At 40.6% G+C, this 20,253-nt stretch carries 18 protein-coding genes; 3 read left to right on the forward strand and 15 right to left on the reverse strand.

Annotated elements, in window-relative coordinates; all coding sequences use genetic code 11:
• Positions 1–69 precede the first annotated feature (69 nt).
• Positions 70–153 (forward strand): putative holin-like toxin, encoded by an 84-nt coding sequence (locus DWZ44_RS19445; RefSeq protein ID WP_415976438.1) that lies wholly within the window; start codon positions 70–72, stop codon positions 151–153.
• Between the two features lie 386 nt (positions 154–539).
• Positions 540–1,472, forward strand: coding sequence for an AEC family transporter (locus DWZ44_RS03625; protein ID WP_117804233.1), 933 nt, complete (start codon positions 540–542; stop codon positions 1,470–1,472).
• Between the two features lie 64 nt (positions 1,473–1,536).
• Here DWZ44_RS03625 and DWZ44_RS03630 read toward each other — a convergent pair whose 3' ends face one another.
• The 5 genes from DWZ44_RS03630 to DWZ44_RS03650 all read right to left on the reverse strand — a co-directional run bounded on the left by DWZ44_RS03630 (position 1,537) and on the right by DWZ44_RS03650 (position 8,265).
• Positions 1,537–3,219 carry an AAA family ATPase gene (locus tag DWZ44_RS03630; protein ID WP_117804234.1) on the reverse strand — a complete coding sequence of 561 codons (1,683 nt, stop codon included), beginning with the start codon at positions 3,217–3,219 and terminating at the stop codon, positions 1,537–1,539.
• Between the two features lie 210 nt (positions 3,220–3,429).
• Entirely contained in the window at positions 3,430–4,251 is an 822-nt protein-coding gene (rhaD, locus tag DWZ44_RS03635; RefSeq protein ID WP_055265851.1) for a rhamnulose-1-phosphate aldolase, read from the reverse strand.
• A gap of 46 nt (positions 4,252–4,297) precedes the next feature.
• Positions 4,298–5,719 (reverse strand): arabinose isomerase, encoded by a 1,422-nt coding sequence (locus DWZ44_RS03640; protein WP_117804235.1) that lies wholly within the window; start codon positions 5,717–5,719, stop codon positions 4,298–4,300.
• Between the two features lie 34 nt (positions 5,720–5,753).
• Positions 5,754–7,154: a rhamnulokinase gene (gene rhaB, locus DWZ44_RS03645; RefSeq protein ID WP_117804236.1), complete on the reverse strand. Its 1,401-nt coding sequence runs from the start codon at positions 7,152–7,154 to the stop codon at positions 5,754–5,756.
• 256 nt (positions 7,155–7,410) lie between these two features.
• Positions 7,411–8,265 (reverse strand): YitT family protein, encoded by an 855-nt coding sequence (locus DWZ44_RS03650; protein ID WP_117804237.1) that lies wholly within the window; start codon positions 8,263–8,265, stop codon positions 7,411–7,413.
• A gap of 223 nt (positions 8,266–8,488) precedes the next feature.
• On the opposite strand from DWZ44_RS03650, the gene DWZ44_RS03655 reads away from it, so the two are divergent.
• Entirely contained in the window at positions 8,489–8,794 is a 306-nt protein-coding gene (locus DWZ44_RS03655) for a MarR family transcriptional regulator (RefSeq protein ID WP_238061358.1), read from the forward strand.
• Positions 8,795–8,826: 32 nt separating this feature from the next.
• On the opposite strand, the gene DWZ44_RS03660 is transcribed toward DWZ44_RS03655, so the two are convergent.
• The 10 genes from DWZ44_RS03660 to DWZ44_RS03705 form a co-directional block, all read right to left on the reverse strand.
• The gene (locus DWZ44_RS03660) at positions 8,827–10,191 is read right to left on the reverse strand and encodes an MFS transporter (protein WP_117804238.1); all 1,365 of its coding nucleotides are present in this window, start codon (positions 10,189–10,191) and stop codon (positions 8,827–8,829) included.
• 18 nt (positions 10,192–10,209) lie between these two features.
• On the reverse strand, positions 10,210–10,602 hold the full coding sequence (locus tag DWZ44_RS03665) for a VOC family protein (protein WP_055219658.1): 393 nt from the start codon (positions 10,600–10,602) through the stop codon (positions 10,210–10,212).
• Between the two features lie 9 nt (positions 10,603–10,611).
• Entirely contained in the window at positions 10,612–11,640 is a 1,029-nt protein-coding gene (locus DWZ44_RS03670) for a zinc-dependent alcohol dehydrogenase (RefSeq protein ID WP_117804239.1), read from the reverse strand.
• 361 nt (positions 11,641–12,001) lie between these two features.
• Positions 12,002–13,201 (reverse strand): ROK family transcriptional regulator, encoded by a 1,200-nt coding sequence (locus tag DWZ44_RS03675; RefSeq protein ID WP_330411355.1) that lies wholly within the window; start codon positions 13,199–13,201, stop codon positions 12,002–12,004.
• Positions 13,202–13,252: 51 nt separating this feature from the next.
• Positions 13,253–13,324 (reverse strand): hypothetical protein, encoded by a 72-nt coding sequence (locus tag DWZ44_RS03680; protein ID WP_279220571.1) that lies wholly within the window; start codon positions 13,322–13,324, stop codon positions 13,253–13,255.
• A 176-nt stretch (positions 13,325–13,500) separates the two neighbouring features.
• Positions 13,501–14,538 (reverse strand): helix-turn-helix domain-containing protein, encoded by a 1,038-nt coding sequence (locus tag DWZ44_RS03685; RefSeq protein ID WP_117804241.1) that lies wholly within the window; start codon positions 14,536–14,538, stop codon positions 13,501–13,503.
• Between the two features lie 408 nt (positions 14,539–14,946).
• Entirely contained in the window at positions 14,947–17,391 is a 2,445-nt protein-coding gene (locus DWZ44_RS03690) for an ABC transporter permease (RefSeq protein ID WP_117804242.1), read from the reverse strand.
• A complete protein-coding gene (locus tag DWZ44_RS03695) occupies positions 17,388–18,062 on the reverse strand; it encodes an ABC transporter ATP-binding protein (protein WP_015520995.1) in 675 nt (224 codons plus the stop codon). The genes DWZ44_RS03690 and DWZ44_RS03695 overlap by 4 nt, the downstream gene beginning before the upstream one ends.
• A 177-nt stretch (positions 18,063–18,239) precedes the next feature.
• On the reverse strand, positions 18,240–19,505 hold the full coding sequence (locus tag DWZ44_RS03700; RefSeq protein ID WP_117804243.1) for a sensor histidine kinase: 1,266 nt from the start codon (positions 19,503–19,505) through the stop codon (positions 18,240–18,242).
• Positions 19,481–20,170, reverse strand: a complete 690-nt coding sequence (locus tag DWZ44_RS03705; RefSeq protein ID WP_055181289.1) for a response regulator transcription factor — start codon at positions 20,168–20,170, stop codon at positions 19,481–19,483. Before DWZ44_RS03705 ends, DWZ44_RS03700 begins: the two co-directional genes overlap by 25 nt.
• Between the last annotated feature and the right edge of the window lie 83 nt (positions 20,171–20,253).

A 20,253-nucleotide genomic window follows, 5' to 3' on the forward strand; every position in this document is an offset into this window, starting at 1 on the left:
ATATATTTAACCGGGCAGCCGGGGGACGTGCTTTCATCTGATCTGAGTCTTGCAGAAAGGATGATTATTATGAGTACATACGAAGAATTGCAGATTATAATCAGCGTTGCTTTACTTATTGTTGCAATTTTGACTTATGCAAATAAGAAATAGCCGTCCTGTTCTCTGGTAAAGGTAGGACGGCTATTTCTTATAGCTATTCAACATTTTCGCCAGATCGGGTGATTGCGCTCACCTTCCGGCTGTCTTGTTAAGTATATTATATTGCAATCGTGTAATTTTGTCAAATCAAAATAGCGCCTCTGCTCTGGTAAAGTTAGACGCTATTTTTAGTTAGAAGCTTTATCCGGCGGTCAGGTGTACACTGACCAACGGCTCTCTTGTCGAATATATTATATGACAGCATTTTCTTTTGGTCAACAGCCATTTTTCTTATATTTTCACCATTATTTCGACCCAAATCTCTCAAAAAGAAATTGAAATCCCCTCTCCTCCACCTTATAATATTTTCTATAAGACACACATATGGGGAGATTTTTATGACGATCGGTATTCTTCTTGCGCAGCAGATCGCGCAGCTTTTTCTTATGATTTTTATGGGCTTTTTAATCGTAAAAGCCGGACTTTTAAAGGATGAGGACAGCAAAGTTCTGTCGAAAATTGTGCTGTACCTGATCATTCCCTGCGTGATTCTGAATGCGTTTCAGGTCGATTACACGCCGGAAACGGTGCGGGGGCTGCTGGTTGCGTTTGCGGCTTCGCTTCTGATGCAGGTTGTGCTTCTTTTTGCGGTTTCAGCTCTTGGACGGGTGTTTCATTTGGATGCGGTTGAGATAACTTCTGTTTACTACTCCAATTCCGGCAATCTGATTGTGCCGCTTGTGACGGCTGTTTTAGGAGCGGAATGGGTGCTTTACAGCTGTGTTTATATGAGCGTACAGCTTGTCTTTTTCTGGACACACTGTAAAAAGGTGATCAGCCGTGAGGCTTCCTATGACTGGAAGAAGATTGTTCTGAACCTCAATATTATTTCTATTTTCGTCGGAATTCTTCTTTTTTTCACGGGCATCCGGCTTCCTGCGCTGGTCAACAATACGCTTCATTCTGTCGGAAGCATGGTTGGCCCTGCCAGTATGATTGTTACGGGTATGCTTTTTGCCGGCATGGACTTCCGGCAGATTTTTGCGAATAAACGGATTTACTTCGTGACCTTTCTCCGCCTGATCGCCGTTCCTCTGATGGCACTTGTTCTTCTGAAAATCAGCCATCTTGCCGATCTTTCTGCAGACGGACCGACGCTGATTCTGATTGTTTTTCTCGCCGTCATCACGCCATCTGCCTCTACAGTTACACAGATGTGTCAGGTATACGGAAACGATTCACGCTATGCCAGTGCCATCAATGTTGTTACTACGCTGGCTTCTATTGTGACGATGCCGCTTATGGTAATGCTGCTTCAGATGGTAATCTAATCACAATTAACAAAAAAACGCTGTCCCGCTTCCCCTTCCAGAGAAGCATTGACAGCGTTTTCTATTACCCAATTAGTACCTTTTTCCCTTCAAACGCAAATCCATAATGCCGGATTCTTTCTTTTGGGATTCCCCGTTCTTTCAGTTCCTCGTCGTATTTCTTTATTTCAATCTGCGCCAGTGCTTTTTGTACCGTTTCCTGCAGCGTTTTTTCTTCCGTTTCTTTTACTTTAAATTCCAGAATCATAGCATCTCGATCCAAATTTCTGGGAATTAGAATCACATCGTATCTTCCATACCCACTTTCCCGATTGGAACGCACCTCATAAAGATCTCTCACTTCCACCAGCAGCCCAAGTACAAATCCATGATAAAACCGCTCTGGCTGGCTCCGCTCGGACGCATGTTTTCCAGCATCAAAATTACTAAATGTAGCAAGTGCAATATCATTCATATAGAGGTTCATCGCTTTTACATCCCCATTCAGCAATGCTTTGATAAATTCATTATAATTGGCAGATGCCGCTGCAAACCAGCTTTTGAACATATTCGAAAACATGCTCACAGTCTCCAGATTTGTGATGGAAAGAGAATACCACGGCTCCAGCGTCAGTCCTCTGTATTCAATCTCCTCCACTTTCAGATAACCGCTTGCCACCAACAGACTCCATACCGCACTTTCATCCTGTTCTAATTGTCCAAATATAATCTGCTCATCAAAATTAACTACAATTTGTTGTCTGTTGATCAGTTTTTCCAGTTCTTCCTTCATATTTACCGATGCTGACTGCAGGAGTTTGCTGATCAATCCATTGGAACTTGTAGCTGCCCAGTAGGGCCGCAGTTTTTTCTCTTTCAGATAATTTGTAATAGACCACGGATTGTAAACATCACGATGCGTGCCAAAGCAAAATCCGTCATACCATTGCTTTACCAGATCTTTCTTTTCCGGCATTCCAAATTGATCTAATGATTGAAATACCTCTTCTTCTGTAAAACCAAAACAGTCTGCATAGGCATCCGATGTTGTTGTAATAACCGTCAGATTATTGAGGTCCGAAAAAACAGATTCTTTGGAAATACGGGTAATTCCAGTCATCACAGCGCGGTCCAGATATGGATTTGTTTTGAACGTCGCATTGAAAAGGCTTCTCATAAATCCGGCAAATTCACCCCAGTATCCATGAATATAGGCTTCCTGCATGGGCGTGTCATATTCATCCAGAAAGATCAAAACTTTTTTTCCATATAAAAGATTCAAATAACTGGAAAGATTTTTTAATGCATCCTGTGCTGTCACATCACTCATTTTTTCTGTAATTTCCAGCATCTGCTGTTTCTCATTTTGCGTAAAGCATTCTTCCTGCTCCAAATACCGATGTTGGCGATAAGCATCTACAATAATATTTTTTATCTTCTGCACTGCATCTTGATAGTTATTCTGTTTTACGTCCGCAAAGCTCAGAAAAATCACCGGATAAGTTCCCTGCAGTCTGCGGTATTTTTCCTGTTTCCAGATGGAAAGCCCTTCAAAGATGGTACCTTTTTCTGCATACTGTCTGGAAAAGAAACAATTCAGCATGCTCATATTCAATGTTTTGCCAAATCTTCTCGGACGTGTGATCAGCGTAATGTCATCTCCACTTTCCCACCATTGTCTGATAAAATCGGTTTTATCAACATAAAAATAATGATTTTCTCGAAGGGAAGCAAAATCCTGCTTTCCTATACTAATCGCTGAAGTCATATTTCATCTTTCCTTTCTGAGCGCAGACACACCAGCATTTTCTGTCTGATAATGAAATGTTCCACTGTTTTCTAATCGATAATCTTATCTTATAGTTTATCAAATTCCGAAAGAAATTAATAGACTTTTTCTTCTGCACAGCAAAAAAATGGCCGTCCCATTCCTCAGTGCAAGGATCAGACGGCCATTTTTCACTATCAGTTTCCAGTTTTATTTCTCATACAAAAACTCTTCTGGCAGTGTTACACCGAAATCCTTTGCCAGATGGCGGAATTCATCCGGTGTGATCGTCTGGCGTTTCGTTGGCTGCATAGAAAGTGTTTTTACCAGGATTTCTGCAGATTTTTCTGCGGTATGCATCAGACCGAAGGTCAGGTCAAAATCAAAGCCGGCGGCGAACATGCCGTGGTGTGCCCAGATAGCAAGATCATATTTCTTCATCAGCTCGCTCGTGGCAACGGCGATCTCTCTGCCTCCCGGAACCATCCACGGAACGACACCTATTCCGGACGGGAATACAACAGGACACTCGGTTGCCATCTCCCAGAGTTCGCGGGTAAATACTTTATCTTCCAGCGGCAGAACAAAGGTAAGCGCGATCACGTTGGTGGTATGTGCATGGTACACAACGCGGTATCTTTCGTCCTGAAGTTTTTTTACCTCCAGGTTCATCAGATGGCTCGGAAGCTCTGAGGTCGGACGTCCTCCGTTGACGAGACCCCAGACGATGCGGTAATTTTCACCTTTTTCATCCAGCTCAATCATACAGATGCTGTCTTCCGGTTTGATTGTGACATTTCGGAAATATTTTCCGCTTCCGGTTACCAGGAAATACTCTCCCGCAAGATTTGGAACGGCGGTTCCTATCGGATTCCACTCTCTGGCCTCAAAGTTTTCTTTTACCTCTTCAACCTCTTCTGGTTTCACACGGTAAGAAAGGTTTCCGCCGTTTCTCTCATGCCATCCCTGCTCCCAGCCATCATTTGCCATGCGGATAAAGCCCTTTACAAATTCTGCATCTAAGAATTTCATGTTTTTTCCCTCTTCTTTCTCTCTTTTCCTCTTCTTTTATCGATATTTACCGGCACACAACCTCTACCGGCACATCCAGGATTTTTGCCACTTTCAGAATCGTATCAATATGATGTCCGACAGCAGCTGCCATATGATGTGTTGGTCCCGCCTCACTCCATCTGTTGCAGAACTCTCTTGCCCCAATGGAGAAACGTGTTCTCATGTTTGTATCGCCAAAGGTAAAGATCGGACCATCCTCATTGACACCCTCTGCAGCAACAAATTTAAAATGACCATCTTTATCCTGCGTAATTCCAAGATATGTAACATCTCCGACTGGCGGATAAAACTGCGTCAGATATCCGCCGCCCGTCTTGCCATGAAAAACATCAACGATTTTCATGGACGGTTTTTTCGCCTGCGAAATATCAGCATCTCCCGATCCGGAGTGGCCGATAATACAGATATCCTCATTGAAATCGATCGAATACATCTCAGAAAGCTGACCGGTTCCGGCGATTGTTTTCAAAATGCTCATTGCCATTGCAACTTTCATATCACCCTCTACGGCACAGGCTGTACCCTGTTTGATCAGCATGGAAAATGCCGGAATCAGCATGCTGTCCAGTTTTCCGGCAACCCCCTTGGCAAAGCCGTCATAATGGGATGCCACCATACCAAGATCTTCTTTTTTTACCCATTCTTCAAAAGCAACGACATATTTTGCCATATCCCATACGGTCTCTACCGTTGCACCGCCCTCGATGTCAAAGGTATCCAGAATCTCCTCTGCCTTGGCGCGGATTGCGGCCTCATCTGTGACAGGATCCGCGATCGCCCACATTTTCTCCCAGTCGAACTGTTTCGTGTAAAGTCCCATTCGGTTGTAAAGATTGGTTTCATCGATATACAGGTCCATCATTCCCGGATATGGTCTTCCGATCTGGGCAATATTGGTGTAGCGGAATCTTCTACGAACCTGGGCTGCCCGGCACCACTCATCGATTTCCTTTGCCACGTAAGCATCTCCGCCTTCTACAACACCGGTGATGACGGCATGACGTTTGCCCGCACGCTCCAGATCGGCTACCATCTCACCGACTGCTCCACAGGCATACAGCTCACCGAGCCATTTTGGTGTATCGGTATTGGCATAATCCGGTGCTTTCCGTTTCTGTACATTCACAAGCACAACCGGCACATTCAGGTCACGGACTGCCGGGAGCATATTGTAGCTGGTCGCGTAGGTCAGAAGCTGTAAAATAACAAGATCTACATCCGCTGCGCGGAACTTATCTCCTGCTTCCATCGATAATTCTTTCGTTGTAACGATTCCACCATCGATCATTTCAACGGTATCCGGAATCGTCTTTTTGAACGCATCATACTGTGCCTCAAATTCCGGAACCAGCGTCGGGAACTGCGGCAGATATGCACCCAGTGCGATTGCAAATACACCTACTTTTGCTTTTGTTTCAACTAACATGTTCTTTGCCTCTTTTAACCTTTCGTCTCATTTTTTATGGCTCATATTGTTTGATTTCGAAGGAATGGAAAATACAGTTTCTCGCATCTTTCAAATTGCTGCATTCTTTTCCGGTGATCATCTGTACCGCCAGATTTCCGATGGCAGTTGCCTCGGTCGGTCCCGCCAGCACGGTTCTTCCGGTCTTTTCTGCTGTCAGCCGGTTCAGATAACCGGCATTGGCGCCGCCGCCTACGACATGAATAGTTCGGTACCGGCAGCCTGTTTTTTCTTCCAGTTCTTTTAATGTCTTTGCATAGCATACTGCCAGGCTGTTATAGATCACTGCTGCAACCTCTGCAATTCCCTGCGGTATCTGCTGGCCACTTTCTTCACATGCCTTCTGTACCTCGGCTGTCATATGTTCCGGTGCAAGGAAACGATCGTCGTTTGCATCCACGATAGATGGGATGGTGCATTTCGATGCCATTTCGCAGATCGTTCCAAAGCTTAAATCTTCTGCGATTTCTTTTTTCACAGACTGGACCATCCACAGACCCATGATATTTTTCAGGAAACGGTATTTTCTGTTGTAGCCGCCCTCATTGGTAAAATTGTGCTGCATAGCTTCTGTTCCGCAATCGGCCTCTTTTAATTCTGTTCCCATCAGAGACCAGGTTCCGGAGCTGATGTAGAGTACATGTTCCTCATTGCTTGGCACAGCGACTACTGCGGAGCCTGTGTCGTGTGTTGCGGGAAGAACAATCTCACAGTCGAAGCCGACCTGCTCCTGAATTTCTTTTTTCAGACGACCAATCACAGTCCCCGGTTCACGGATCGGCAGGAAGATTTTCTCCGGGTATCCCAGTTTTTGAATCATCTCCCTGTTCCAGTCCCCGGTTTCCGGATTGACGAGCTGGGTCGTTGTTGCATTTGTGTATTCCTGCGCTTTCACGCCGGAAAGCAGGAAATTCAGGTAATCCGGAATCATCAGCAACGTCTCTGCTTTTTCCAGCTGTTCCGGCTTTTTCTTCTTCCACGCCATGAGCTGATAAATACTGTTAAAAATTTGTTTCTGAATACCGGTCGATGCATAGAGTTCTTCCTCCGGCACTGTGCGATAAACCTCCTCATCCATTCCTTTCGTGCGGTCATCGCGATAAGCAACGGCATTTCCGATCCGCTGATCATCCTTGTCCAGAAGGACAAAATCAACTGCCCATGTATCAATTCCGACACTCACCGGGATCTTTCCAAGTTCTCTGCATTTTTTCATTCCGGCCAACACGGCTTCAAAGAGTGCCTCGATATCCCACACCTTCTCACCGTCCCGTTTCTGCATTCCATTCGGGAAACGGTAAATTTCCTCGAGAACCATTTTCCCATCTTCCATATGCCCGAGAATATGCCTTCCGCTGGATGCTCCTATATCAATTGCTAAATAATATCTTTTCATACCCTTCCTCCATTTTCTGTCTCTAATTATAGATAACTTTATGTAGTAAAAAAAGAACACACTTTGTCTAAAAAAGTGTCCTTATTTGCACTATAACGATGTCATTGATCGTATCCATCTGCATCCGTTCGCTCTTCTTCTCCTTCAGCCGCGCCGGAGTTTTTGCTCCATGGGGTAATTCAAGAAACGTTTTCACAGGAAATTACGGTAAAAAAATTCCGCAGCACTTCTGTGATTGAGGTGCTGCGGAACTTTTTTACATTTTAGGCTGATATCTCATGTTGGATACATTATAAACTGTGATAAACGCTTTCGGATCAAGTTTGTTGATAAAATTCATCAGCTTCTGGTATTCGGTCTTGTCTACGATCGTGATGATTTCTTTGCGCTTCTGCATGTTATAGGCACCATAGGCTTCATAGATCGTAGCACCGCTGTGCAGCTCATGAAGAATAAATTCCCGAAGTTCTTCTTCCTTTGGAGTGATGATACATACCCGGCGTTTGATATTATGATCAAAAATAAAATGATCCAGAACAATTCCATTAAAATACGTTCCAAGAATACTCAGGACTACCGTTTTTTTGTCGTAAACGAGTGCTGCAGACAGGGCAACGCACATACCGGACAGCGACATAGCTTTTCCAAGCTCCATATGAAGATATTTATTCATGATCTTTGCTACAATATCAAGTCCGCCGGAAGAAGCATTCCTGTTAAAAAGAATACTGAGTCCCACACTGACTACAAGTGTATAGCACAGAACATCCAGCTCCTGACTGTTTGTCATTGAACCAAAATCCGGGAAGATTTTTTCAAAAAGTCCAAGAAAAACAGGAAGCATGATACTGGTGTAGACGGTTTTTACACCAAATTCTCTTCCGCAGGTAAAAAAGCCGATGATCAGAAGTACTACGTTCAGAATCATGGTGATGGTGGAAAGAGGCAACGGTACAAAGTTGGAAAGTACGATACCAAGACCCGAAATACTGCTGACAGAAGTATGGCTTGGTACCAGAAAAAAATAGACTGCCGCTGCAATAATAGCAACAGCTGCTGTCAGGATCAGGATTTCCAACAGAATCTGAGTATCCTTCAGTTGTTTTTTCATGTTAATTCTCCGTATCTTATTTTTTATGGATGGGAAGATCCCTTCCTTATATTAATGGCATTTTGAAGATATGTAAACCCTTTCCGGGAATCATTCCAACATATTTGTGTATCGTTGTTGCTTTTCCGTCAGCTTTCTGTAATACATATCCTTTTTATTGCTTTTTTTCGTTCTATGCTACAATAAACTTAACATTATCTTGCAACGTAATCAGGAGAACAACATGAGCGAAAAGGGATTGACCAACATTAGTCTCAAAAAAATAAATAAATCAAAGGTTTACCAATATATTTACAGAAAGAAAAAGACCTCCAAGCAGCAGATCGTTCAGGAACTGCAGATGGGTTTATCCACAGTCAGCCAGAACCTCAACCTTCTGGAGCAGGAAGGTCTGATAGAAAAAAAACGGCTTTTTGCATCCACCGGCGGAAGAAAAGCAAACGCCATTCAGATTGTATCCGATTTTAAAATTTCTATTGGTATCGGTATTTTAATTTCCTCCCATCCTGGCTGTGTCCTGCTTCCGTAAAATCAATCAGCAATTCTTCCAATGCCACGATGTTAACTTTTTCTTCCATTTTTCAGTTCCTCCACAATCTCGTTATAACGTTTTTTATTTAACCGGTAGAAAAATAATACAACCGCAGTCACAATCCAAAGTGCACCTGGAATCGTCGTAAATGCATGTTTCATAATTGAAAGTACAGTTGCATTTTGTGTCTGATTTGCAATGTAACCATATTTTCCAAGTAATCCTGCTAAAAGTGCTGTTCCAACTGCCATTCCGATTTTATTTCCAAGTGAAATAAATGCATACTGAAAACCATCATTTCTAAGTCCGGTTTTCCACTCACCATATTCCACACAGTCTGGAATAATTGCATAGATTGCGGTATTAAATCCAGAGAAAAAAAACTGTGTGAGACCAGATAATGCATAAAAAATAGCTGATGATTCTTTGGCATTGAAGAAAAACATAGACAACATGGAAATTCCTGTAAACAAAGCAAAGAGAGATGCTGTTCTTCCTTTATTATTCAGCTTGCGGAATAATGGTTGAAAACAGGCTGCCCCGATGATAGAAGGAATAATGATGCACATCGAATAAGTTGTGTAGTAGGAGGCATTTCCTTCCACATATGTAAAGTAGTACAGAATATCTGCGTTTCTACCATACAATGTAAATCCAAATAATATCTGTCCTGCCAATGCAAGAAGATATGGTCTGTTCTGCATAACTGCTTTCAACTGTATCTTTACAGAAATTTTTTCTTTTTCCGGAGTAATCACTGCCTCTTTCGTCTTCGCAAAGCAGAAGAAATGACAGGCTGTAAAAATACATCCATATATGACCGCAACCGTCAGATATCCTGTCTTTGCACTGTGACTGCCGAATTTGCTGAGCAGCGGAACTGTGATAATATTTAACACACCAATTGCAATCATCGCTGCAACCGAACGGGATGTATTTATTTTTGCACGTTCATCAATATCCTGTGTCATAGCACCACACAAGGTTCCATATGGAATATTCACACAGGTATACCCCAAAACCAGCAGACAATATGTAATTACCATATAAATGATCTTTCCATTCTGCGGCCAGTCAGGTCTTGCCCAGAATGTCATGACAAGAAGAATTGCTGTAATTGGTGCCGCTACTAACAGCCATGGACGGTACCGTCCCCATCTCGATTTTGTTTTATCCGTAAGTCCCCCGACGATTGGATCATTGATTGCATCCCAGAATCTTGAAAAAAGCATCAGTGCTGACACAGCCGCCATACTGATTCCGAACACGTCTGTATAAAATATCATCAGAAAATTACTGACAAACATCCAGCTGAAATTACATCCAACATCACCAAACCCATATGCAATCTTACTGATCAGCGGTACTTTTCCATTTTTGCTTTCGCATCCCATATGTCCCTCCTATTTTTATCAGATTTTCTGACAGAACTCTATTCTTTCCTCATTTGGTCCCTTAATCATAAAAAACTTCACACCATTTTCCCAAAATGGCAGTTCTTCGATTCCGTCTGTAATAACTGTGTATTTTTCATTGCAGATTTTCTGATACATACTTTCAATGTCTTCCACATCAAGTGCAACATGTTGGTATGCACCGTCTGACATTTCCGCCTTCCCATTTTCAAAAGTCTCTATGCAGTAATTTTTTATCTGTAAAAATGCCACTTTTTCCCCTGCTTTTTCATTATAAGACTGCATAATTACTTCAAATCCAAGACTCTTATAAAACTCAACTGTTTTCTGTAAATCGTTTGTCGGAAGCCCGACATGGGCAATTCCGACAATTCCATATTTATTTTCCATACGAACTCCTTACTTTTCACTGACGTTGATAATTACTTTCATCGTTGTCTCGCGGTTATCATCAATATACTGGTATGCCTTCAGATAATCTTTAAAAGCAAATGTCTTTGAGATGAGCGGTTTCAAATGAACTTTGCCCTCATTTACCAGTCTGATTCCATCTATGTAATCATCATGGCGGTACATCATCGTGCTCTTAATGTCAAGTTCGTGGTCATTTGCCACTGCAAGATCTACTTCTGCCATTCCTGCAAAAACAGCCACCAGTACGATCGTGCTTCCTTTTCTTGCATATTTAATTGCCTGTCCCATTGTGATATTGTTTCCGGCACAGTCGTAGATCACATCTGCCTTATCCGGTCCAAATGCTTCGATCATCGCCTCACCGAAGTCTTTATTTTTGGTATTCACACACACATCAATTCCACATTCTTTTGCCTTCGCCAGTCTAAGATCACTGATATCTGTGATCATCACTTTCGCTGCTCCCATTCCTTTTGCTGTCTGTGCCACGAGATTTCCGATCGGTCCTGCTCCAAGGACTGCAATATTCATGCCAGCCACATCGCCCATCTGTTTTACACCATGAACTGCCACAGCAAGAGGTTCGATCATAGCTCCTTCTTCATAGGACATATCTTCCGGAATAGGTGTTACTTTAGATGCATCCACTGCAAAATACTCAGATGCTGTTCCTGTCGTCTGAAATCCCATTACTTTTAATTCCTCACAGAGATTATACTTTCCATGACGACATGGATAGCAATGTCCACAATATACCTGCGGCTCTATCGTCACCTTCTGTCCCACATGAAACTCTGTGACATTTTTTCCAAGTTCTGTAATCTCACCGGAAACCTCATGTCCTTGTGTTACCGGATATTTTGTAAACGGATGTTTTCCATGATAAACATGAATATCTGATCCGCAAACACCAATATTCATAATCTTTACCAAAACCTGATTTTCCTTTACCTCCGGAACCGGAACCTCTCTGAAAATAATTTCTCCTGGATTTGTCATTACCTGTTGTAACATAATTGTTTCCTCCTTTTTTATGTTGTTTTATTTTATGTTTTATAAAACATTTTATTAAAGTAATTATATTATTACAATGTAAACACAATTTGTCAATATGTTTTTTCATATTTTGATATATTTCATAATTTTAAAATATATTTTTTGTATATTTTTTACAATTAACACGCAAAAAAACGGAAAGGAAACCGTAGTTACTGTTTTCTTTCCGTTTTTTACTATAATTTCTTTTTTTAATTTTACATAACTTCTCGTTTTTCACACATATAAAGCGGACATCCGCATTCTCTTTGCAACCTGTCAGTGGGAACTGTACCGTACGGAATTTTCAGTTCAGAAAATTCCTACCTGTGAACAGTTACTACAATTCTAGCATATGTTTTGTGAAAAAGTATTTCGCGGCTCCAACAGCTGACGCTTCTTTCTTATACGAACAATTTTTCAAGTATGAAACATCGTGCTCAAAGCCATTATATGCCATCACTTTTTCTCCCAGTGGTATCATATAATCTGACAATACACCTCCCACATCGCCTCCTAGTATGATATCCATATCATATGCCATCCGCAGATTTGATATCAAAACAGCAAGATGATCCAAATACTCATTCCATGTCTGCAAATTTTTTTCATCACCGCTTTCAATTTTTTCCATAAATGCATCCAGTGACTGCCTGTTATCTTGTGTCAGTACACTTGCTGCACAATATGCATCTGCACATCCTGATTTACCACAATAACATTTTCTTCCACCGGGAACGAGTATCATGTGACCAAACTCCCCTGCTTTCTGGTTCTGCCCGCGAAACAGCTTTCCATCTATGCAGAATGCACCTCCTAAGGTGTGATTCAAAGACAGATATATCGCATTTGGATATTTTTGCTTTTTTTCTGCAAGCATTGCAGCATTAGCATCGTTTTCAAAATATACTGGAATTTCCAAAGCCTGCTCTAAAAAGCGCAGACTATAATTCTCTATACCTAAAGCATGGGATTTTAAAACGATCCGTTCTTTCTGATCAATAATTCCTGGAATCGCCACCCCAATCCCAAGTAGCGTGTCCTTCGCTAATTCGCCTTCAAGAAAAGTTTTGACCTTTTGTGCCACCTCTGTACAATAGAATAATTCTGCCGTAAATTTTAAACGGATGCGATCTTTTTTTATAATCTCATCTCCAAGATTTACTAATACCATTTCTATATGATTCGCTGTAATCAAAATTCCCATTGCATGACAGTATGACTTATTAATCCCTATACTTTTTGCCTTTCGTCCACCGGTCGAAGCATATTCCCCAGTTTCTTCCAACACCATTTTTTCTAATAAGTCATTCACATTTGCTAACACAGTCGGCATACTCAAGTTTAACTCTTTTGCGATTTCCGCCTTGGATGTAACATGCTTGTTTAGCACATAATTAATTATTTTTTTTCTTGTTGTATTTTTTTTATCTTTATTTTCCGTTTTCTTACCCTCTTTTATTAAATATATTATAAAAGAATTATATGCTTTTTTATTCTTCTTGTAAAGTAATGTTTTATAATAAATCTCCGACAGAATTTATCTTATAAACAGCCAAAAGCTCCCGAAGGAGTTTTCCACGCTTTAGATCTACACCAATTCTTTTAGCACAAGTTCTTCTGCCATATTACGAATACCATTTACCAATCTGACCCATTCCATCTGATCACGAGCTTTCAACTCAGCACTGATTGCATCCAACTTCTAAATCTAAGTCGATCTCTATCGTGTCATCTGGCTTTTGTTGGGACAAAAGAACTACCGTCTCACAGAACATATTTTATCGCAAGGCTTTTAAAAATGGAATAGATTTTACCAAACGACAGTTTTCAAAAAACTTATCTGTCAAAAATTAATTTCTCCCACGGTTCATATCCTGCCATGTAGCCGAATTCTTCCTCATTTCTGAATCCTTCAAGAAGTTTTTCTTTTACACCATCTAATATAGCTTCATCAATATCTCTGAACTTCATATGCTTATATAAACCGGACTTTCTAAAATCATACATAGTACCCACATTATTAAGAAGATGTTTTACCACCTTATATGTTCCCTCTACATCTTTCCCTGCACATACAATATCAAGCATTGGCGAATGCTCATTATATTTTCCCATTTCCAATGTATGTGCAACTGCCTGTACCTTCCCTGACAAAAATCTCGCATAACCGATATCATTTTCCCGCAATGCCAGTCCCGCCATTGTGGAAAGAACAAAATTAAGTGTACTAAAGCCGGAAAAAATAACATTTTCATATTTCTCATATGCTTCTTTGATTTTTCCCTGCTCCTGGAATAATCTTCCCTGATAATAACTTTTCATAGGATCGTGTTCTGAAAAATAGTCCAGATATTTTTCTGCCTTGGCGTAATTCTTCTTACGTAAATAAAATCCAAATAAGGAATCTGCTGCATGATGCTGTATCTCTTCATTCTCATCATGTAGTGCCAGCTCATACCATGCGTTAATCTGCTTATCATATTTTTCCGGATTCATGCATTTATCCGTTATTCTTCTTGCATCAAGCATTACCGCAACCTGCCAGATAAGCATGTTACAATTCGGATATTCCTTTATAAATCTCAATGCCCATTCATAAGTCTTTTCATAGCCTTCTTCTGAAAACATCCTGTCCATCTTCCTGATAATTTCTTCGATTTCAATATCTGAAAGTTTTTCATGAAAAGAAAGTAATGTATCAAGTGAAATATCAAGCAGTCTTGCAATTGGTGCCAGCAGTTCAATATCCGGCTTGGAATTACTATTCTCCCATTTGTTTACAGCCGGTGTCGTCACGCCTAATCTGTTTGCCATCTCCTCCTGCGTCATACCAGCTTCTTTTCTATATTTTTTTATAACAACGCCTATATCCATTTGCTTCATCTCCTAAAAAATTCAAAAGCTTTTGTATACTCAGTATATCAGATTCATATAGATTGCTCAATTGAACAATGTTTAATTTCTATTCAATTTAATTAACCGCTAGGAAATGTTGCATAATTAATCTGCTGTTTTGGCTGCCTTGATACTTCTTAGGTTGACGGCTAGATACGCATTAGAGATGTCTCCATCCAAATGCTGTTCTAGCAAGGGATTTTCCCCTTGAACCCATCATTTATGATATATGGTGGCGCTTTTCGCCCCCAAATAGTGAAAGTGGGGGCACTTTCTGTCCCCACTCAGGAAATGTTGCTAAAATACTGTTTAGATTTATCATACATACAAAATGGAAGTTATCTATTTCTCCTCTTCATTAAGACCTAATTCATTACATATTACTTGCTATCCCTGATATCTTATTCTTTCTACCAGCGTTTCCTTTTTCAGATTACTGCTTAAAACGCAGGAAAGTACAATCTGCAACAGACCGACCAAAAAAATCATAATAAAAATTGGTACGATTGGAACATGATAGATATTCATTCCAAATATTCCATTATGTTTTGCATAGAAAAAAAGTGCATAGCCGAGCGGCAGACCAATGATCAAAGCTACGCATATGGTCCCAACCGTAAAAATCAGTCCCTGTAACTGCAGGCATAAATTTAATTGTTTATTTGTCATACCCACAGCCTGTAATATACCATATTCCTGCTTTTTTGTCGTAATATTCATGATCATGGTATTCGCCATATTCATAAACCCGATGAGTCCTACAACCGCCATAAACAGATAACAGCCAAGCTTCATCATGCTGCTTGCAAATTCGGCAGATTGTAACTGCGCATGATAACTATCCATTTTTATATGCGAAGTATTAGAAATCAAAGTATTCAGACTTTGTTCTACAGATGCCACATCTTTTTTATCACAGTCCACCCACAGATAGCCATAGGCTGTTCCTCTCGGATTCATGGAACGATATACACCTTCCGGAATGACAAGATAAGTGTCCGCGCTTACAAAGGATCCTGCAATCTTTCCCTGATAGGTATAGGTTTCACTTCCATTCTCAAAGTCAAATGCAATGGATTCACCCGGAGCATATCCATCTTGTTCCATCCACGTTGACCAGCCAAAGAAAATTTCACCATTCTTTACCGCCTGATCATAGTCCATAGAGCCAATGTCCCCGTCTTGGCGCATAAAATCAAAATCATTTTTACTCACAATATCAGCCGGAAATCTTGTTCCGTTCAGATTTACAGAGACAATCTCTCTCGTCATGACATCTGTTACTCCCGGAATGCTTTTGATTTCTTCAATCAGCGAATCATTCAATGGATCATCCGTCAGAATCGTATCCAGGTTATTCTCCGGATATCTTTCATCATACTCAGCAGAATAGTCAAGCTGCAGTTCAAATTGTCCATGATTAACGGAAAGACGTGCTTCATGCTCCGTGTCAATATTTCCCACATAATTAGAGATAATCACAAACAATACGCAAGAAAAACCCATTGTGAGGATAGTACCAATAGTTCTTTTGGGATTACCCGTTACATTTGCCATTGCCATAGAAAACACGGTGACATTTTTTCTGCCATTTCGTTTTCCTTTTTTGTGTGTTTCTGCATTTTCTAAATACCGTGTTGCTTCGATAGGTGAAATCCGTGAAACAATTTTCATTGGTTTACGCAGTGCCAAAGCAACGGTAAGAAATGATACGAAAATACAGAGAAGCATAACAGGCAGGGAAAACAGAGGCACCTGCTGATTTTGAACTCCCATAGAGCTAGTTCCGGTTGATACAAGGTTTCCCTGTTCTACCAGCCAGTTAAAACCGCATTTTGCAATCAGAAAACCAAGAAGCAATCCAACTGGTATGGAAAAAATGGTCAAAAAAATGCCCTCTCTGAAGATCAGTTGTTTCATCTGCTTTTTTGTCGCTCCCAGAGCCTTGATTTTTCCATACTCCTGTATCTTGTTGACAATACCGACCTGAAAAATATTATAAATGACCACAACAGAGAAAAGTACAATTGCAAGAATCAGAATTCCACATACCGCAATCGTTTCATAACTCGGCTGCAAGACCCATTGCAAATAGAGATCATTGACTATAACGTTTTTTTCTTCGATTCCACAAGATGCTGCAATCTGCTTTATAACCGGTTCAATATTATTCATAGATACATTTGCAGAATCGTTTAACGTAAAATAGATATTATACTGTCTGTCATTCTCTGCGACGTGCTCATCATAAAACTCCTGTGACCCGAAAGCAACATAAGATGCCTCGATGGTATACTCATCCCGATCATATAGGATTCCGCTGACAACAAACTCTTCCGGCTTATATTCTGACCGCATCCCTGCACGGTAATCCAGTGTAACCGTATCTCCGACCTTTACATCATCATATCCCATTGCACGAAAAAAAGCTCTTCCGGCGGCAATTTCCTGCATTTTTTCCGGATACTTTCCTTCCTTTAACTCATATTCCTTATTATAGGGAAGCATTTTTCTTGCAGTCTCATCCATGCAGACAAACCCGCCATTTTCATTTCCTTTCAGGATGCCCTCCGTACACATGATGCCGATATCAGATATCTCAGCTCTGCGTTCCACTTCTTTTAATTGCGTACCATCTGCTGCGACAAACAGACCATAATTGCTTCCATATGAGCCTGCCGCCTGACTTTTCTGCAAACGTATCATTCCATTTCCCACAGTACTGATAATCACAAGCAGCATCGTAGTCAGACATATGGACATCATAATCAGTATACTTCTTGTCTTGTTCTTTTTGTCATTGCTATATGCAATCCTGCTTATTGTCTTCATCTGAAATCCACCACCTGTCCGTCCTCAATCACCAGAATACGGTCAGCGACCTGTGCAATTTCGTCATCATGGGTAATCATTACAATTGTCTGCCCATATTTTTTTGCTGTCATCTTAAGCAGGGCGATCACCTCATCACTGGTCTTGGAATCAAGATTTCCTGTCGGCTCATCTGCAAATATAATTTCCGGACGATTCACCAGTGCTCTTGCAATTGCTACTCTCTGCTGCTGTCCTCCGGATAACTGATTTGGCAAATTGTAAATCCTCTTTTCAATCCCCAGAGTTGCAATAATATCATTTACATACGCTTCATCCACTTTTCTTCCATCCAGCCCCAGTGGCAGTACAATATTTTCCCAGACATTAACAGATGAAACCAGATTAAATGCCTGAAAAACAAATCCGATTTTTCTTCTGCGGAAAACAGCAAGGGCATCTTCCTTCATCCTGTATAAATCTTTCCCTGCTAAAGTAACACTGCCTTTTGTCGGGGTGTCTAGCCCTCCAAGCATATGAAGTAATGTACTTTTACCGGAACCTGACTTTCCGACAATTGCGACAAATTCTCCCTGCTCAATCTGAATGTCCACCTGATTGACCGCTTTGACCTGATTCTCACCTGCGCCATAAAACTTACAAAGCTGCTTGGTTTCTAATATCACACTCAATGTGCTACCTCCTTTTCAATTCTGTAAAACGTACCTTTTCAACACGCTTTCTTTGTCTGTTTATATATTTGGTCATTTTTCAACCTACATCCAAATTGTATCAGGATAATCTTTCATTTCACTTTCAAAAACGAGCAGAAGTCTTACAGAATTGTAAGATTTCTGCTCATTTAAAATTTAACTAACATATGGTAATTGAATCACAAACGTGCTTCCTTTTTTCTTTTTGCCGGAGGTTACCGTAATCATACCTGCGTGCTTTTCGATAATTTCTCTCGATAGAAAAAGTCCGATTCCTGTACCACTCTTTTCCATGACCTCCCTGGAACTTCCTCTGTAAAATCGTTGAAAAATTTTGTGATACTCATTCTGCGGAATACCAATTCCCTGATCCTCAATTTCCATTCTTACAAGATCGTTTCTTTTTTGTAACCGGATAAATATTTTTGAACCACCCGGACTGTACTTGACCGCATTATCCAGAACGTTGATCACAGCTTCGCCAAGCCACCTTTTATCCTGCATAATCGTGCATGTTTCCAGCTCTTTTTCATAGTCAAAAACGAATTCAATTTCTTTCTCATCCGCTTTTGGATATGTACGATTCACAGCAGATATGACAGTATCTATAAGTGGAAGTTTTTTCTTATTCATCTGAATCAGTCCAGTTTCCATCTTGGATATTTCAAGAAGCGACTGCAATAATGTCTCCAGTCCATCCAGAGCACTCCGACAACGGATACGAAACTCCTCCTGTTCTGTGGCACTTAAGTCATTCTGCATCAGCACACTAAAACATATATCCAAAGCTGCAACCGGTGTCTTTAACTGGTGTGAGATGTCAGAAACCATTTCTTTCGTGCTCTCTTTTTCTGTCCGTGCTTCTTCCTTTAGCAACTGAATATGATGTCCGATTGCTTCAAGCTGGTCATTCAATTTTTCCAATTCTGCGTAATTTTCCGTTTTCAGTAAATCATCAAATTTATTTTCACGGAATCTGATCAGAATTTCTTCCAACTGGTCTAATATTTTCTGATGACACGCATCTTCTTTTTTCTTCCAATAAAGTAAAAAAGTCAAAAAAAACACGCATATCACAGTGCTTACAGCACCGATCACCATAACCTGATGCTGGAATTGCGAATAAAATGCATTCCCTTTATTTCCCCAGTATCCATATTGCTCCAATAATCGCTTTCCCTGTTCGTTGGTTTCAATATCCTTATCCTTAAGCAATTCCGAAACAGCATCCAGCCCGGAAAATTCTTCCTTTGCAGCAATCTCTGTCATAAGATTCATTTTATATTTGTAATCTTCATAAAACACATACGTGGTAAAGCAATTTAATATTGCAAACAATAATATGACAGGTAATACCAAGGAGAGCACTACTGTAATCTTCTTGCGATATCTCTTTGTCACTGCCTTACCTCCTGATTCCATATATACCCAAGACCTCTGATATTCTTGATATAGACCGGTGCAGCCGGATTGTCTTCGATTTTCTCACGGAGTCTTCTGATATTGACAGCGATTGTATTTTCATCCACAAAATCCCCTTCCAGATCAAACACATTTTCCAATATTTGTGTTTTTGAAAGAATCTGTTTCGGATTCTGAAGAAAAAAAGTCAGCATTTTCAACTCCGTTTTTGTCAGACTGATTTCACGACTCTTTATCAGGACTTTCATTTCTCCTGCGATAAATACGATATCTCCCGAAATCATCTTTCCGGCTTCCGTTTTCTCCTGTCTGCGGCGGAAATGTGCTTCTATTTTCAAAAGAAGTACCGAAAGACTAAACGGCTTTGTAATATAATCATCTGCCCCTGCTTCATATCCCATGACCTGATCCATCTCCTGATCTAGTGCTGTAAGACAAATAATGTATGTATTATAATTGCATCTCATCCACCTTACAAATTCCAGTCCATTCCCATCCGGAAGATTCACATCACAAATGGTAACATCCACATTATGATCACTTGCAATTCTTTTCGCTTTTTTCACTGATTCTGCTGAAAAAACCTCATATCCGGATTTTTTCAGTGAAAATGTAATTCCACGATTTAAATTTTCATCATCTTCAACCACGAGTATACCTGGCATAGCATCTGCACCTCTCTTTATTAACTATTCATCTTAAAATGCCTCAATGCCTCCACAATTGCACTCTCTTTATCTTCTGGACA

This window comes from Blautia sp. AF32-4BH (assembly GCF_003460565.1).
GTDB classification, from domain to species: Bacteria; Bacillota; Clostridia; order Lachnospirales; family Lachnospiraceae; genus Fusicatenibacter; species Fusicatenibacter saccharivorans.

Excerpts from the sequence above, each read along its gene's own strand:
- DWZ44_RS03660 (WP_117804238.1), bottom strand. The coding sequence starts at position 10,191 with ATGGGATGCGAAAGCAAAAATGGAAAAGTACCGCTGATCAGTAAGATT.
- DWZ44_RS03665 (WP_055219658.1), bottom strand. The coding sequence starts at position 10,602 with ATGGAAAATAAATATGGAATTGTCGGAATTGCCCATGTCGGGCTTCCG.
- DWZ44_RS03700 (WP_117804243.1), bottom strand. The coding sequence starts at position 19,505 with ATGGAATCAGGAGGTAAGGCAGTGACAAAGAGATATCGCAAGAAGATT.
- rhaD (WP_055265851.1), bottom strand. The coding sequence starts at position 4,251 with ATGAAATTCTTAGATGCAGAATTTGTAAAGGGCTTTATCCGCATGGCA.
- DWZ44_RS03690 (WP_117804242.1), bottom strand. The coding sequence starts at position 17,391 with ATGAAGACAATAAGCAGGATTGCATATAGCAATGACAAAAAGAACAAG.
- DWZ44_RS03640 (WP_117804235.1), bottom strand. The coding sequence starts at position 5,719 with ATGTTAGTTGAAACAAAAGCAAAAGTAGGTGTATTTGCAATCGCACTG.
- DWZ44_RS03625 (WP_117804233.1), top strand. The coding sequence starts at position 540 with ATGACGATCGGTATTCTTCTTGCGCAGCAGATCGCGCAGCTTTTTCTT.
- DWZ44_RS03685 (WP_117804241.1), bottom strand. The coding sequence starts at position 14,538 with ATGGATATAGGCGTTGTTATAAAAAAATATAGAAAAGAAGCTGGTATG.
- rhaB (WP_117804236.1), bottom strand. The coding sequence starts at position 7,154 with ATGAAAAGATATTATTTAGCAATTGATATAGGAGCATCCAGCGGAAGG.
- DWZ44_RS03650 (WP_117804237.1), bottom strand. The coding sequence starts at position 8,265 with ATGAAAAAACAACTGAAGGATACTCAGATTCTGTTGGAAATCCTGATC.
- DWZ44_RS19445 (WP_415976438.1), top strand. The coding sequence starts at position 70 with ATGAGTACATACGAAGAATTGCAGATTATAATCAGCGTTGCTTTACTT.
- DWZ44_RS03655 (WP_238061358.1), top strand. The coding sequence starts at position 8,489 with ATGAGCGAAAAGGGATTGACCAACATTAGTCTCAAAAAAATAAATAAA.
- DWZ44_RS03630 (WP_117804234.1), bottom strand. The coding sequence starts at position 3,219 with ATGACTTCAGCGATTAGTATAGGAAAGCAGGATTTTGCTTCCCTTCGA.
- DWZ44_RS03705 (WP_055181289.1), bottom strand. The coding sequence starts at position 20,170 with ATGCCAGGTATACTCGTGGTTGAAGATGATGAAAATTTAAATCGTGGA.
- DWZ44_RS03670 (WP_117804239.1), bottom strand. The coding sequence starts at position 11,640 with ATGTTACAACAGGTAATGACAAATCCAGGAGAAATTATTTTCAGAGAG.